The sequence below is a fragment of the Bacillus sp. FF-1 genome (genome assembly GCF_028548245.1).
In the GTDB taxonomy this organism is placed as follows: Bacteria; Bacillota; Bacilli; order Bacillales; family Bacillaceae_G; genus Bacillus_A; species Bacillus_A paranthracis.
Map to the genome: position 1 here is coordinate 250,168 of NZ_JAQQGG010000001.1, position 14,676 is coordinate 264,843.

Consider the following 14,676-nt stretch of genomic DNA (forward strand, 5'->3'; position numbering starts at 1 on the left):
GCGTTTACAAAATATAGTATAATAGAATTTTTTCTGGACATTGAGAGGGGGAAGGGCAAAAAGAAAAAGCACTGTAATTACAGCGCTTTTTCGTCTAAATTCTTTTCTACTTTTGTTTCTACTTCTTTTGAGAAGAACCAACCACCAGCTGCGATTCCAACTAATACAATCCAGAATGTAAGCTTCCATGGTGTAGATTCTGGGAATGAGTGCGGAATTACATTTAATGCAGGGTGTGCTAACGTATAAACTGCTAGTTTCACACCAACCCAACCTACAATTAAGAATGCCGCAGTTTCAAGTCCTGGTTTACGTTTTAAAATTTGTACGAAAGCAGTTGCCGCAAATCGCATAATGATTAATCCGATAAGTCCACCTACAAAGATAACAACGAATTGTCCAGTATCAAGACTACCAATTGTACCTAATCCTGTTTTTGGTAAAGTCATTGCTAATGCAACAGCAGCTAAAATAGAATCAACTGCGAAGGCGATATCTGCAACTTCAACTTTAAATACAGTCCACCAAAAGTTCTCTTGTTTTTTCTTTGCTTCTTTTTCTTCTGTTTCTTCATCTGTATTCTTTTTAACATACGTTTTAAATAAGTGATTACCAGCGATAAACATAAGGTAAATGGCACCGATTGCTTGCACTTGCCATACGTCGACTAGGAACGAAATCATAAATAACGATCCGAAACGGAAAACAAATGCCCCTGCTAATCCATAAAATAGTGCTTTCTTTCTTTTTTCTTCTGGTAAATGTTTTACCATAATTGCAAGAACAAGAGCGTTGTCAGCCGCTAAAATCCCCTCTAGTGCAATTAGGATGAGTAATACCCAACCATACTCCAATAATAATGATACATCCATGTACATTCTCCTCTCATTTCTATAAGTACTAAATAAGTGAAGAATTTCCCCACTATTTAGTTTCCCCATACTCCTGCCTATTAACTTTGGAAGAATTTGGTAATGAATGCAAAAAAGACCTCTGCCGTTAATAGGCAAAGGTCTTGCTAGACATATGTAATGAAAATGCCAACAAAGCCGGAAGAACTAAGTTCTACGTAATGACGACTTTGTTTCCAAGAAATATTCTTGGACGCTACTCCCCTTTGGAGATATGCTATTGTACTCTCATTATATGGATAATTTATACGGTTGTCAACCTGTTAAAATGTCTTCATTCGGATATTTTATTTTCCGGTTCTTTTTACGTGCAAATGAAAAAGCTAATGTTAAAGGCCCCATCTTCCCAAAAAACATCATAAAGATAATAATAGCTTTTCCAATCATCGTTAAGTGTGGTGTGAAATTCATACTGAGACCGACAGTCCCAAATGCTGAAAATACTTCGAAAGCACTCATCAATAGAGGAACTCGCTCAGTAATGCTTAAAATTAAAATAGCAAAAAAAATAAATGAAATAGAAATAATAGCGATGGTTAATGATTTGACAATGAGAGTATCTTTAATGGATTTTTTAAATACGACAATATCATCTTGCTCTTGTAAAAATTTAAATACCCCAAAAAACATGATTAAAAAGGTTGTTAATTTAATCCCACCGCCAGTTGAAGCACTACCGGCTCCGATAAACATTAGAAGCATCATTAATAAAAGGGAAGGCTTTGATAATGCGGAAATATCAACTGTATTAAAACCAGCAGTACGCGTTGAAATAGCTTGGAAATAAGCAGCCATGCCTTCTTCAAATGGAGTAAAGCCTCTCATAGAAAGAGAATTGTGAAACTCGAATATAAAAATAAAAACAGTCGCAATAATATTGATGATTAGAGTAGAAGAGAGCATAAGTTTTGAGTGTAATGTAAGGTTTTTAAAATTTTTCTTTCTTTTTATATCTACGATTACTGTAAAACCAATCCCACCTAAAATAATGAGGGAGGAAATGACGAGATTGACAAGAATGCTGTGAGAGTGGGACATTAAATTATCGCTCCAAACAGAAAAACCTGCATTGTTAAAAGCAGAGATGGAATGAAAAAAGCTATAATAGATCCCTTTAGCAATCCCATATTTCGGTACCCATTCAAAAGAAAGAATGAAAGCAGCGATACATTCGACTGTAAAAGAGAATAAAAATAATGCTTTGGCAAGACGAATGACACCGCCTATATTCGTTTGATTTAATGCTTGTTGCAGTAAAATTCGGTTTTGAAGGCCAATTTTTCTGCCAAGCATAATCGCAATTAAAACGGCAAAGCTCATAATGCCAAGTCCGCCCACTTGTATAAGTGTTAAAATGACACATTGGCCAAATAAGGTAAATACTTTCCCGGTGTCCACAACACCAAGCCCTGTAACCGTACAAGCAGAAACGGTTGTAAATAAAGCATCGAGCCATGAAATAGACGTCGTTGTAGCAATTGGCAATTTTAATAAGCATGTACCGATAATTGATAACATAATAAAAGACAAAGTAAGAACACGGGGAGGACTCATGCGAATGTTAATCCGTTTCATGTTACATATCGTTCCTTTCAGTTTGCTTTTACTAGTATGTGAAAAAGCACCATTATGTATGTTAAAAATAGAAAGAGGCAGAGAATATCTGCCTCTAAGCCATATGTTATATTGTTATCCACGTAATTGTTGTTGAGCTAAAGAAACAAGACGTTTTGTTACTTCACCGCCAACTGATCCGTTAGAACGTGATGCAGTATTAGACCCTAAGCTTACGCCGAATTCTTGTGCAATTTCATATTTAAATTGATCAAGTGCTTGTTCAGCACCTGGAACTAGTAATTTGTTTGTTTTTGCCATGATGATACACATCCTTATGAGTAATCCAGTTCAGCTAAGTATGTATCTGAACTGGTACCGTTATTTTATGTGGAACCGGCGTGCTCATACGCGGAAGTAATCGGTGTGATTAGAAGTTATTGGATAGAAAAAAGAGTAGCAATTTTTGCTACTCTTTTTTTAGTATTGTCGCTGTACCTTCCACGACAATATCATCCGATTGATTATATATATTTGTTTGCAACGTAATGATTTTTTTATCGTCACGTTTTTTGATGACCTCTGCCACAACGCGAAGTGTATCGCCGATTTTGACAGGAGCGCGGAATGAAACGTTTTGAGATAAATAAATCGTATTTTTACCCGGGAGTTTCGTTCCAAGGATGGTAGAAATAAAACTTGAAACGAGCATACCATGAGCAATACGTTCTTTAAACATTGTCGTTTTTGCAAAAGAATCTAAAATATGAATAGGATTCACATCTCCAGTCAATTTTGCAAAATTGATAACGTCCTCATCCGTAATCGTTTTTGTAAGTGATGCTTGATCACCGACTTGAATCTCATCATAACGAAGCTCCGGGACGGTTTGTGCTTCTTGAAATGGATTCATTTTGTCCTCCTTCTTTTCCATATCGAAAAATGCTAGCCATCTTGATGTAGTAGGAGGAAGAAAGAGTTTTGTTTGTGCTGCAGTTAGCTCCCACATTTTTCTTACTTGATGGAAGTAAATAGATTTTTTGAGTTTTCCTCGAACTTTTTTGCGAGTTCCAACTGTTTTGTCTTGAAATCTTCCAAAAAACCTTCTAACTGTTTTTGAGCCTCTTCACGTTGTAATTGTTGTTGTTCAATAAATTGCTTCGTTGTTTCTTCAAATTGACCGCTTGTTTGAGTAAGGATAGACAAAGATGTTTTTGTAGGAGAAACAGTTAGCTGTTGCATATGAGCAGAAAGCTCTTTCCATTTGTCTTGCCACTCATTAATTTGATCATTTAAGGAGTTTCCAGTTAATTGCTTCACGTAATCTGTATACTGATTATTGAATTGAGTAGTAAATTGTTGCAGTTCTTTTTCTAGTTCATCTACTCCTGCTGTTAATTTATGCAAAGCATCTTGTTGTTGTTTTAATGTTTCTAAAGTAAGTTGCTCTAATTGTTTCCCAGCTGAAGAGAAAAGGGAAAGTGATTGAGACCAGTTTTTCCAAAATGCATCGACTAATTCGTATGGTTTAGTTTCCATTGTTTGACCCCCAAATGTTTTTTTACATATTGTGAACGCAGATTATTCTGCTGTATCACCAGGTGAAGATGAAGAATCTTTTTCATCCTTTTCTGGAGAAGTAGAAAATGGAAAGAATGCATTGGTGTATAACGTGAAAAACGTCCGCAACATATTTTGATAATGCTCAAAAGAAGTCGCACATGTTGTTAAATATTGCTCTCCATATTCAGTTAAAGAATAAATTCTTTTGGCTGGCCCTCCGTCGCTTGTGTCCCAAGTAGAAGAAATAAGGTTTTCTTTTTCTAATTTGCGTAGTGTTCTGTACACATTACCTTGGTCAACAGAAGAAAAGCCGATATCCATTAGCATTTGAATAAGTTTGTAACCATGAAGACTCCAGTCTTTAAGACAGAGAAGTAAGAAGGGAACTAAGAAGTTTTTTGGCATGGAGTTTGGTTGTTTTGCTTGGTTGTTCTCCAAACTTTCGCGTTGTTCTGGTTCATTATGTAGCATGATTGTGCATCACCTCATGAATCAGTTAGATGGAATTTTTTGCTTATAAGTGCAATTTACACCTATCTGTTTTTAAAGTCAATACATTTGTTAGAAAATAGAAAAAAATAAAATATAGACTTGAAGTTTTATTCAGAATATTAGAAAATAATGAATAGGTTGAATTGTTTCAAAAACGAAAAAGGGAGTGTAGGTAAAGTGATTGATCAAAAATTCGATCCACTACAAGCATGGAAAAATGCTTATGAACAAACCGAAACATTTTGGGGAAAAGCGCTCAATGAAACAATTAAAACAGAAGAATATTCTGCTTGGATGGGCAGCGTTCTAGATTTGAATTTGTTTTATCAAAAAGCATTAAATGATACGACAAAAAATTATTTAGAGCAGGTAAATGTGCCTACGAAAGAGGATATCGCTAGAGTGGCTACGCTTGTTATTAACTTAGAAAATAAAGTGGATAACATTGAGGAGTTTCTAGAAGATAAGGTAGAGTCAGTAGGACAAGCTCCTACATTAAAGCGCGATGTTACGAAAGTAAAACAAGATATTCGCACATTAGAAACGAAAGTTGATCAAATTTTAGAATTGCTAGAAAAGCAAAATGCAGTACTAGCAAAACTACAAGAACCTGTAAAAGAAGAAGTAAAACCTACGAATAAGCCAGAAAATAAAAAGTGATAATAGCGCTTGTTTATAACATATGAAAGAGAAAGGGAGAATCTCTTTTCTATGTATAAACAGCGAAACATAATTATATAGGGACTCCATAGTATGAGTACCAAAATGATTCATAATAGTCGTTCACAAATTCATTTAAGGGGGAAAAGAAATGGTTCAATTAAATGGCAAAGTAGCAATCGTAACAGGTGGGGCAAAAGGGATTGGAAAAGCAATCACAGTAGCGTTAGCACAAGAGGGCGCAAAAGTTGTTATTAACTATAACAGCAGTAAAGAAGCAGCTGAAAACTTAGTAAATGAACTAGGAAAAGAAGGACATCACGTTTATGCAGTTCAAGCAGATGTTTCTAAAGTAGAAGACGCAAACCGACTTGTAGAAGAAGCAGTGAATCATTTTGGTAAAGTTGATATTCTTGTTAATAATGCTGGTATTACAAGAGATCGTACATTCAAAAAGTTAAATCGTGAAGATTGGGAACGCGTAATTGACGTGAACTTAAGCAGTGTGTTTAATACGACAAGCGCGGTACTTCCATACATAACGGAAGCGGAAGAAGGTAGAATTATTAGCATTTCTTCTATTATTGGTCAAGCGGGTGGATTTGGACAAACAAACTACTCAGCAGCGAAAGCAGGTATGCTAGGATTTACAAAATCATTAGCATTAGAGCTTGCAAAAACAAATGTAACTGTAAACGCTATTTGCCCAGGGTTTATTGATACTGAAATGGTAGCAGAAGTACCAGAAGAAGTACGCCAAAAAATCGTTGCGAAAATCCCGAAAAAACGTTTTGGTCAAGCTGATGAAATTGCAAAAGGTGTAGTATACCTATGCCGTGACGGTGCTTATATCACAGGTCAGCAATTAAACATTAACGGCGGATTATATATGTAATGAAGTAAGAAAAAAGTGCATATCCATAGCAGGAATGCACTTCTTTTTTTAGAAGGAAATTGACCAAAAAGGAGATAGAAAAATGACTACATTCGCAACAGAATGGGAAAAGCAATTAGAGCTATACCCAGAAGAGTACCGAAAAGCATATCGCCGAGTGAAAAGGGCGAGTGAAATTTTATTACGTGAACCAGAGCCACAAGTAGGATTAACGCCGAAAGAGGTTATTTGGACGAAGAATAAGACGAAGCTTTATCGCTACATTCCAAAACAAGAAAAAACACAAAGAGTCCCAATTCTATTAATATATGCTCTTATTAATAAACCATATATTATGGATTTAACTCCTGGAAATAGTTTAGTGGAATATTTAGTGGACCGTGGTTTTGATGTGTATATGCTTGATTGGGGCACATTTGGTTTAGAAGATAGTCATTTGAAATTTGATGATTTTGTGTTTGATTATATTGCAAAAGCAGTGAAAAAAGTAATGCGAACTGCAAAATCGGACGAGATTTCTTTACTTGGTTATTGCATGGGGGGAACGCTAACTTCTATTTATGCGGCACTTCATCCGCACATGCCAATTCGTAACCTAATCTTTATGACAAGTCCTTTTGATTTCTCTGAAACAGGATTATATGGCCCTTTATTAGATGAGAAATACTTCAATCTAGATAAAGCGGTTGATACATTTGGAAATATTCCGCCAGAAATGATTGATTTCGGAAACAAAATGTTAAAACCAATTACGAACTTTGTTGGTCCATATGTTGCTTTAGTAGATCGTTCAGAGAATGAGCGCTTCGTTGAAAGCTGGAGGTTAGTTCAAAAGTGGGTTGGCGATGGCATTCCGTTCCCAGGTGAATCATACAGACAGTGGATTCGTGATTTTTATCAAAATAATAAATTGGTTAAGGGTGAACTTGTGATTCGCGGACAAAAGGTAGACCTTGCAAATATTAAGGCGAATGTCTTAAATATTTCAGGGAAACGTGATCATATCGCCCTGCCGTGCCAAGTAGAAGCGTTGCTAGATCATATTTCTAGCACAGATAAACAATATGTATGTTTACCAACGGGACATATGTCGATTGTTTACGGTGGAACAGCGGTAAAACAAACGTATCCGACGATTGGAGACTGGCTTGACGAGCGCTCTAAGTAAAAATAAAAAATCCAACTAGCATATGTTAGTTGGATTTTTTTATGTAAAATAACAAAACATAGAAAGGAGAAATTTATATTTTAGGAGTATAATTATGAAGCTTATGATTGGTAAGTTGTTTTGGGATACAGGAGCTTCTATGCCTTGTTATCCATCGTTAGAAAATGATATGATATGTGATGTGCTTGTAGTTGGAAGTGGCGAAGCGGGTGCTCAAATAGCGTATTCGTTAGCGAAAATGGGAATGTGCGTTACACTTATTGAAAAAAATATGATTTCATGTGGCAGCACAGCTGCTAATACAGGGTTATTACAATTTCTTCATGATAAATCGTTAACCTCACTTATCCATACATTTGGCGAAGAAAAAGGGGTGCGAGCATATAAGCTTTGTTACGAAGCGTTACGAACAATGGAGAAAGTTGTACCGACTCTCGATATCGATCCCCAGTTTATTCCGCGAAACAGTTTATATTATGCAAGTAAAAGTGAAGATGTCTCATTTTTACAAGAGGAATACAAAACGTTACAGAATTATGAGTTTCCAGTTGAGTATTTTACAGCATCTGATATTAAGGAACGGTATCCTTTTACAAAACAAGCGGCATTATATACACACGGTGATGCTGAGGTAAATCCGTATTTATTAGCGCATAGCCTTTTGCATAAAGCAAATCAAATGGGTGCTACTATATATGAACATACAGAGGCCATATATATAAAAAAACGTCAAAATGATTTAATTTGTTATACGAAAACAGGAAATCAAATTGTAGCAAAGAATATTATTATGGCGACGGGTTATGAAGCACTTTTTGGAAAGAAAGAAAAAAATACAATAGTAGAAACTTCTTATGCAATTGTAACAAATGAAATAGATCAGTTTGAAGGTTGGTATGAGCGATCATTAATTTGGGAAACAGCACGGCCGTATTTATATTTTCGAACGTATAAAAACCGTATTATTGTAGGCGGATTAGATGAAGCAATGCAAATTCAAACAATCGGTGATACGAAATTATTGCATAAGCGTGATGTCCTTATTAACATTATAAAAGAGATGTTCCCGCAGTATAAAGATATACAGGCAGACTACTATTGGGCGGCAGCATTTGGCGGTAGTCATGATGGTCTCCCTATTTTAAAAGAAGATAATAAGATACATAATTTATTTTATGCATTGCCATATGGAGGTAATGGAACTGTGTATGGAATGGTATTTGCTAAAATATTTGAGCAGTTATTTACAAATAAAGAAAGTAAAGATTTTTCTTTATTTAATCGATAGAAAAAAGGTAGCGAAGTGATGGAATGAGAGATATAAAAAAGTTTTTACAAAAATTACGCCCTGTACAACTCATTGTTCTGTTTTATTTATTAGCGGTAGTTGTATCGGTGATATTGCTTAGTTTACCGTTTGTTACGAAGCCTGGTGTCAAATGGACATTTATAGATGCACTTTTTACATCGGTTAGTGCGGTAAGTGTTACGGGCCTGTCTGTTGTTACGATTTCAGATACATTTACTACGGCAGGAATTATTATTTTAGCCCTTATTTTACAATTGGGCGGCTTAGGAATTATGGCGTTAGGTACATTCGTTTGGATTATAACAGGAAAAAAGATTGGTTTGCAGAGAAGAAGACTCATTATGGCAGACCATAATCAAGGGAATTTATCAGGTCTTGTAGAATTGATGCGTTCTATTTTAATTGTAATTATTTCAATAGAGCTTATTGGAGCGATATTATTAGGTACAAGATTCTTACTTTACTTTCCAACTTGGCAAGAAGCTTATTTTCACGGTTTTTTTGCAGCTGTTAGTGCAACTACGAACGGCGGATTTGATTTAACAGGACAATCGCTAATTCCGTATAAAAAAGATTACATTGTTCAAATGATTCATATGTTACTTATTATTTTAGGAGCAATCGGCTTCCCTGTATTAATGGAAGTGAAACAATTCCTTAGTAAAAGGAGACAGCAACTATTTCGTTTTTCGCTATTTACAAAATTGACGACAACAACATTTTTTGCGCTCGTGGTCGTTGGAACGATTATGATTTTTTTACTAGAACGAAATCATTTTTTAGCAGGAAAGTCATGGCATGAAACAGTTTTCTATACACTATTCCAATCTGTGACGACGCGAAGCGGGGGACTTGCTACAATGGATATACTTGAATTGTCACAACCGACGCTTTTATTTATGAGTATATTAATGTTTATAGGAGCATCTCCAAGTTCGGTTGGGGGCGGGATACGTACAACGACATTTGCTGTTAGTATATTGTCACTATACACTTTTGCAAGAGGCGGGAGAACGGTTAGAGTCTTCAAACGTCAGCTACATGAAGAGGACGTGCTGAAAGCATCTGTCGTTATGACAATGGGGATTTTATTATGTGCCACAGCACTATTTATTTTATCTATTACGGAAAATGTACCGCTTATGAGTTTAATTGTTGAAGTCTGTTCTGCTTTCGGGACGACAGGACTATCGACAGGTATTACGCCAGATTTAACAACTGTTGGTAAACTTGTACTCATTGTACTTATGTTTATCGGGCGTGTCGGTATTTTAACATTTATACTAGCTAGTGGCGGAAGAGAACAGCCACCTCGCTATAAATATCCGAAAGAGAGAATTATTATTGGATAGTATGAAACCATTCTACCTAACATAGGTAGAATGGTTTTTTAGTCATTAATGCCAAATTGCGGATGCATAAAAGTATCCTTCTTATTATCTCCTTCTTTTTTTAGTAACTCTTGATTTTCTTCTGAAATCCAACCAATATCATTTGTAGGATGGATCCATTCTTCTCCAGCCATAATGGCAGGATCTACATCATCACTCCAATTGTGAAGTGGACTGTTCTCGGAATCATATTTACTGTCTCCGATTACGACGTCATATTGATTTATGAAAGGTTGTTGCATCTTCTTTCCTGTTCCTTTAAAAGATGGGAAATTCATTTGATGCGGGAGCGTTTCATCTAAAATGGGTGACTGGATTTTATCTTTCTTCTTCAAAATAAGAGCTCCTTTTTATTATGATTTCTTCATATGTAGTATTTCCATCTAACAGTTCTTATGTACTTGTTAACACTTGCCAGTAATAATTATTTTAGCTCGCTTCAAACTAGAGTAGAAAGTGAATTTTTGAGAGCAGGTGAATGTATTGGTAAAAAGAAAAGTGAAACAAAATGCGGCAATCAACAATAATAAAACTCCGAAAGAAAGCTTACCAGATGCAGAATTTGCATTAGAGTATGAAGGAGAAAATAGCGCGAAGTATGCAAATCGTAATTCAAAAAAAGGTAAACAAAAGTGAGGCGTTTTTTACAAACGCCTCATTTTTTTGTGGGATTATAAAGGTTTTTTTAATTATTTGTAAATTTAGTGTTCATTATTAGCAGAAAAATGCGAAAAAACATAGAAGTAGCAACGTATTACACAAAAACAAACAACAAACAAAAGATTAATGTTGGTTTAATACTGCTTTTACACTAGTTGTTTATATTTGAGTTGTACATAAGATTTGTAAAAGGAGAGAGAGACAGTGAAAAAAACAATCTTTAAAGCTGTAGCAACTGGAATGGTATTTTCGTTATTAATGGGGTGTGGTGCAAAGAAAGAAGAAAGTGCTGGGGCAAAAGTAAAAGATGATAAATTATCTGGATCATTAACTGTTTACACAGCAATTGAAGAAGAACTTGTACCAATTTATCTTGATTCTTTTAAAAAGAAATATCCAGATGTGAAGCTGAATATTGTTCGTGATTCAACTGGAGTTATTACAGCAAAATTGCTAGCTGAAGGAAAAAATACACAAGCAGATGTTGTATGGGGAACTGCAGCTTCAAGTCTATTAGCTTTAGATAAAAAAGATATGTTAAAAGGATACTCTCCAAAAGGAGCGGATCGCGTTTTACCGCAATTTAAAGATGATAAACAACCAGAAAAATGGGTAGGAAATACTGCATTTATGACGGGGATTGCTATAAATAAAGAAGAATTAAAGAAGAAAAATTTACCGATGCCAGAATCATACGAAGACTTAACGAAACCAGAGTATAAAGGAACGCTTGTTATGCCGCATCCAGCATCTTCTGGAACAGGATTTTTAACAGTTTCTGCATGGTTACAAATTATGGGTGAAGATAAAGGCTGGGATTACATGAAGAAACTTCATGATAATATGGCAACTTATACTCATTCAGGTTCAAAACCAGCGAAATTAGCGGGGGCGGGTGAATATCCAGTTGGTGTATCGATGGTTTATAGTGCTTTGAAAGAGAAACAAAAAGGTGCACCAGTTGAAGTTGTATTGCCAAAAGAAGGATTAGGTTGGGAAGTAGAAGCGAACGCACTTATTAAAAAAGATAATGCAAAAAATGAAAAATTAGCGCAAGCATTTTTAGATTGGGCAATTACTGATGATGTAATGAAGTTATACTTCGAGAAAAATGGATTTGCGACAATTAAAAATGATTATAAACTTCCAGATGGATTCCCTAAAGATGTGACGGAAAAATTATACAAAAAGAATGACTTTAAGTGGGCAGCAGAAAATCGCGACAAAATTTTAGAAAAATGGGAAAAAGAGTTTGGCCAAAAAGCAGAACCGAAAAAGTAAGTGAGTGGGAGAGAGAAAAAATGAGCGAATATTTATCAATTCAACACATTCAAAAACAGTTTGATGCATTTACAGCGTTAAAAGATATTTCTTTTACTGTGAAAAAAAATGAGTTTGTATGTTTATTAGGCCCAAGTGGCTGTGGGAAAACAACATTGCTTCGAATTTTAGCAGGGCTAGAAGAGGCGACAACAGGCAGTATAGCTGTGAATGGAAAAGATATTACAGCATTACCTCCTGGAAAGAGAAATTTCGGAATGGTGTTTCAATCATATGCATTATTTCCGAATTTAACAGCACTTGAAAACATTGAATACGGCTTAAAGACGAAAAAGTATGGAAAAGCAGAAGTAAAAGAGAAGGCGCTATCGGCGTTAGAACTAGTTGATTTACTGAATGTAAAAGATAAATATCCTGCTCAAATGTCTGGTGGACAACAGCAGCGAGTAGCACTTGCACGTGCGCTCGCTCTGTCTCCGGATATTTTGTTACTCGATGAGCCGTTATCTGCTTTAGATGCAAAAGTACGTGAAAAGTTACGTAGAGAAATGCGTGATTTGCAAGAAAAAGTAGGAGTAACAACTATTATGGTCACGCATGATCAAGAAGAGGCATTAACGATGGCTGATAAAATTGTTGTAATGAATCATGCGGAAATTATGCAGATTGGAACACCAGAGGAGATTTATCAAAGACCAGCCAATCCGTTTGTGGCAGATTTTATTGGTTCTATTAATTTCTTTTCGAAAAATAATGAAGAACATGCAATTCGTCCTGAACATGTAACGATTGTACAAAATGATGGTATTAAAACGGTTGTGGAAAGTATGGAATTTCGTGGATCTGTATACCGGACAGAAGTGCGAGTTATAGATGAAAAAACACATCTATATAATGAGAAAATCGTTGTAGATATATTGGCATCAGAAGTAGAAAAAACAGCTATTAGGAAAGGAAATCCGATTCAAATCTCTTTCTCAGAAAATCATATGTTGTCATATGGAAAGAAGGTTGTTGTATAGATGGAGATGTTAGAAGACTTAAAGGTAGAAAGTACGAAAAAAAAGATTAAGAGACGTATCGGTAAAGAAGAATGGATACAAAGACTATTAATTATTGGTATGATTCTTGCTTTTTTGATTATGCTTGTATTACCACTATTACAATTGTTTACACAAGCTTTTTATGATAAAGATGGAGCTTTCATTGGTGTTGCGAATTTCAGTAAATATTTCACAACCCCAACATTAGTTCAATCATTACAAAATACGATATGGATTTCGGGCGCGACAACAATTATTGCAGTGACACTTGCTTTCGCTTACGCCTATGCGATCGCTCGTACGAATGTATTTGGCAAGCGTGTATTTCAATATGTCGCGTTGTTACCATTATTCGCACCAACGATGATGCATGGTATCGCACTGACATATTTATTTGGTAATCAAGGATTAGTAACGAAAGGGATGTTTGGTTTATTTGAAGGTATACAAATCCCTTTATATGGACCAGTAGGAATTGTAATGGCTGAAGTCATGTATACATTTCCGCAAGCATTTCTTATATTATTAATTGCTTTCCAAGGTTCTGATTATCGTTTATATGAAGCTTCTAATATGTTGGGAGCGAGTAAAACAAAGCAATTTCTCACTGTTACTTTACCTAGTGTAAAGTATGGATTAATTAGTGCGATGTTTGTTGTGTTTACACTTAGTTTTACTGATTTTGGCGCACCAAAAATTGTTGGTGGGCAATATAATGTACTTGCTACTGATGTATACAAACAAGTAATTGGACAACAAAATATGCCGATGGGTGCAACTGTCGGAATGATTTTATTAATTCCAGCTATATTTGCATTTGCAGTTGATCGCATTACGCAAAGAAAGCAGGCAAATTTCTTATCTTCCAAAGCAGTGCCATATAGAATAACGGCTAATAAGAAAAGAGATGTAGTCTCATTCATATATTGTAGTGTGATTACACTTATGATTATTCTTTTATTTGTGGCGGTTGGTATTGCTGCAAGTGTGAAAGTATGGCCATATAATATGAGTTTTACATTTGAGCATTTTAATTTTTCGAGTTTAACAGGTGATGGACTTGAAGCATTTAAAAATAGTGTGATTGTCTCAGCAGTTACAGCAGTTATTGGGGCAATTTTAACATTTATGTTCGCATATGCGATTGAGAAAATAGATCAGCTAAAGTTTTTCCGAAAAACAGGCTACTTTTTCTCGATTGTCCCTTTAGCAATCCCAGGTTTAGTACTTGGATTGGGATACGTCTTTTTCTTTAGTCAACCAACGATTCAAATACTTGGACTTTCAGTAACGAATCCGTTTCATTCTTTATACGGAACAATTGCTGTGCTAGTACTAGTAAACATCATTCATTTTTATTCTGTAACATTCGTTACCGCAACGACTGCTTTAAAGAAATTAGACCGAGAGTTTGAGCTTGTTTCGCAGTCGATGGGCATTCCGTTTTATAAAACATTCTTTAGAGTAACAGTACCGATGTGTTTACCAGCAATTTTAGAAATGGTCATGTACTATTTCGTCAATTCGATGGTAACTGTGTCAGCGGTTGTATTCTTATACGCAGCTGATTTTAAACTAGCTGCCGTATCAATCGTAAATATGGATGATGCAGGAAATGTAGCGCCAGCAGCTGCAATGAGTGTACTTATTGTTGTTACAAATATTGTAGTAAGAGTTGTATATGAATGGGGAACGAAAGCACTTCGTAACCGAACGTCACAATGGCAAAAAAGATAAGTGAGAAGGGTG

16 protein-coding genes and 1 riboswitch are annotated in these 14,676 nt (G+C 35.5%); of the genes, 9 read left to right on the forward strand and 7 right to left on the reverse strand.

Annotation, left to right across the window (positions count from 1 at the left end):
• Positions 1-77: 77 nt before the first annotated feature.
• The 6 genes from PQF83_RS01330 to phaQ all read right to left on the reverse strand — a co-directional run bounded on the left by PQF83_RS01330 (position 78) and on the right by phaQ (position 4,499).
• Positions 78-872: a TerC family protein gene (locus PQF83_RS01330; RefSeq protein ID WP_000383322.1), complete on the reverse strand. Its 795-nt coding sequence runs from the start codon at positions 870-872 to the stop codon at positions 78-80.
• Between the two features lie 90 nt (positions 873-962).
• Positions 963-1,128, reverse strand: a riboswitch (yybP-ykoY riboswitch).
• Between the two features lie 38 nt (positions 1,129-1,166).
• Complete coding sequence (locus tag PQF83_RS01335; protein WP_000822333.1) at positions 1,167-2,486, reverse strand: TrkH family potassium uptake protein; 1,320 nt, start codon at positions 2,484-2,486, stop codon at positions 1,167-1,169.
• Between the two features lie 114 nt (positions 2,487-2,600).
• Positions 2,601-2,786, reverse strand: a complete 186-nt coding sequence (locus PQF83_RS01340; RefSeq protein WP_001140707.1) for an alpha/beta-type small acid-soluble spore protein — start codon at positions 2,784-2,786, stop codon at positions 2,601-2,603.
• A 148-nt stretch (positions 2,787-2,934) separates the two neighbouring features.
• Positions 2,935-3,378, reverse strand: coding sequence for a MaoC family dehydratase (locus PQF83_RS01345; RefSeq protein WP_001067916.1), 444 nt, complete (start codon positions 3,376-3,378; stop codon positions 2,935-2,937).
• 101 nt (positions 3,379-3,479) lie between these two features.
• Positions 3,480-4,004, reverse strand: a complete 525-nt coding sequence (gene phaP, locus PQF83_RS01350) for a polyhydroxyalkanoic acid inclusion protein PhaP (protein ID WP_000448576.1) — start codon at positions 4,002-4,004, stop codon at positions 3,480-3,482.
• Between the two features lie 42 nt (positions 4,005-4,046).
• Positions 4,047-4,499, reverse strand: coding sequence for a poly-beta-hydroxybutyrate-responsive repressor (phaQ, locus tag PQF83_RS01355; RefSeq protein WP_000903020.1), 453 nt, complete (start codon positions 4,497-4,499; stop codon positions 4,047-4,049).
• A 198-nt stretch (positions 4,500-4,697) separates the two neighbouring features.
• On the opposite strand from phaQ, the gene phaR reads away from it, so the two are divergent.
• From phaR to PQF83_RS01380, 5 genes are all read left to right on the forward strand, one after another.
• Positions 4,698-5,180, forward strand: coding sequence for a polyhydroxyalkanoic acid synthase subunit PhaR (gene phaR / locus PQF83_RS01360; protein WP_000566940.1), 483 nt, complete (start codon positions 4,698-4,700; stop codon positions 5,178-5,180).
• A gap of 151 nt (positions 5,181-5,331) precedes the next feature.
• On the forward strand, positions 5,332-6,075 hold the full coding sequence (locus PQF83_RS01365) for an acetoacetyl-CoA reductase (RefSeq protein ID WP_000250417.1): 744 nt from the start codon (positions 5,332-5,334) through the stop codon (positions 6,073-6,075).
• A gap of 82 nt (positions 6,076-6,157) precedes the next feature.
• The gene (phaC, locus tag PQF83_RS01370) at positions 6,158-7,243 is read left to right on the forward strand and encodes a class III poly(R)-hydroxyalkanoic acid synthase subunit PhaC (RefSeq protein WP_000206335.1); all 1,086 of its coding nucleotides are present in this window, start codon (positions 6,158-6,160) and stop codon (positions 7,241-7,243) included.
• 94 nt (positions 7,244-7,337) lie between these two features.
• Positions 7,338-8,531, forward strand: coding sequence for an NAD(P)/FAD-dependent oxidoreductase (locus PQF83_RS01375; RefSeq protein ID WP_000772473.1), 1,194 nt, complete (start codon positions 7,338-7,340; stop codon positions 8,529-8,531).
• 23 nt (positions 8,532-8,554) lie between these two features.
• Positions 8,555-9,904 (forward strand): TrkH family potassium uptake protein, encoded by a 1,350-nt coding sequence (locus tag PQF83_RS01380; protein WP_001204709.1) that lies wholly within the window; start codon positions 8,555-8,557, stop codon positions 9,902-9,904.
• A gap of 38 nt (positions 9,905-9,942) precedes the next feature.
• Here the strand turns inward: PQF83_RS01380 and PQF83_RS01385 are convergent, their stop codons facing one another.
• A complete protein-coding gene (locus PQF83_RS01385) occupies positions 9,943-10,278 on the reverse strand; it encodes a DUF3905 domain-containing protein (RefSeq protein WP_000725962.1) in 336 nt (111 codons plus the stop codon).
• Between the two features lie 148 nt (positions 10,279-10,426).
• On the opposite strand from PQF83_RS01385, the gene PQF83_RS01390 reads away from it, so the two are divergent.
• From PQF83_RS01390 to PQF83_RS01405, 4 genes are all read left to right on the forward strand, one after another.
• Positions 10,427-10,579: a hypothetical protein gene (locus PQF83_RS01390; RefSeq protein WP_000240799.1), complete on the forward strand. Its 153-nt coding sequence runs from the start codon at positions 10,427-10,429 to the stop codon at positions 10,577-10,579.
• Positions 10,580-10,807: 228 nt separating this feature from the next.
• Complete coding sequence (locus PQF83_RS01395) at positions 10,808-11,884, forward strand: putative 2-aminoethylphosphonate ABC transporter substrate-binding protein (protein ID WP_000750887.1); 1,077 nt, start codon at positions 10,808-10,810, stop codon at positions 11,882-11,884.
• Between the two features lie 20 nt (positions 11,885-11,904).
• Positions 11,905-12,906 (forward strand): putative 2-aminoethylphosphonate ABC transporter ATP-binding protein, encoded by a 1,002-nt coding sequence (locus PQF83_RS01400; protein ID WP_000006183.1) that lies wholly within the window; start codon positions 11,905-11,907, stop codon positions 12,904-12,906.
• The gene (locus tag PQF83_RS01405; RefSeq protein WP_000425420.1) at positions 12,907-14,664 is read left to right on the forward strand and encodes a putative 2-aminoethylphosphonate ABC transporter permease subunit; all 1,758 of its coding nucleotides are present in this window, start codon (positions 12,907-12,909) and stop codon (positions 14,662-14,664) included.
• The last annotated feature ends 12 nt before the right edge of the window (positions 14,665-14,676 follow it).

Excerpts from the sequence above, each read along its gene's own strand:
- phaQ (WP_000903020.1), bottom strand. The coding sequence starts at position 4,499 with ATGCTACATAATGAACCAGAACAACGCGAAAGTTTGGAGAACAACCAA.
- PQF83_RS01400 (WP_000006183.1), top strand. The coding sequence starts at position 11,905 with ATGAGCGAATATTTATCAATTCAACACATTCAAAAACAGTTTGATGCA.
- PQF83_RS01330 (WP_000383322.1), bottom strand. The coding sequence starts at position 872 with ATGGATGTATCATTATTATTGGAGTATGGTTGGGTATTACTCATCCTA.
- PQF83_RS01405 (WP_000425420.1), top strand. The coding sequence starts at position 12,907 with ATGGAGATGTTAGAAGACTTAAAGGTAGAAAGTACGAAAAAAAAGATT.
- PQF83_RS01335 (WP_000822333.1), bottom strand. The coding sequence starts at position 2,486 with ATGAAACGGATTAACATTCGCATGAGTCCTCCCCGTGTTCTTACTTTG.
- PQF83_RS01340 (WP_001140707.1), bottom strand. The coding sequence starts at position 2,786 with ATGGCAAAAACAAACAAATTACTAGTTCCAGGTGCTGAACAAGCACTT.
- phaC (WP_000206335.1), top strand. The coding sequence starts at position 6,158 with ATGACTACATTCGCAACAGAATGGGAAAAGCAATTAGAGCTATACCCA.
- PQF83_RS01345 (WP_001067916.1), bottom strand. The coding sequence starts at position 3,378 with ATGAATCCATTTCAAGAAGCACAAACCGTCCCGGAGCTTCGTTATGAT.
- phaP (WP_000448576.1), bottom strand. The coding sequence starts at position 4,004 with ATGGAAACTAAACCATACGAATTAGTCGATGCATTTTGGAAAAACTGG.
- PQF83_RS01380 (WP_001204709.1), top strand. The coding sequence starts at position 8,555 with ATGAGAGATATAAAAAAGTTTTTACAAAAATTACGCCCTGTACAACTC.
- PQF83_RS01365 (WP_000250417.1), top strand. The coding sequence starts at position 5,332 with ATGGTTCAATTAAATGGCAAAGTAGCAATCGTAACAGGTGGGGCAAAA.
- PQF83_RS01375 (WP_000772473.1), top strand. The coding sequence starts at position 7,338 with ATGAAGCTTATGATTGGTAAGTTGTTTTGGGATACAGGAGCTTCTATG.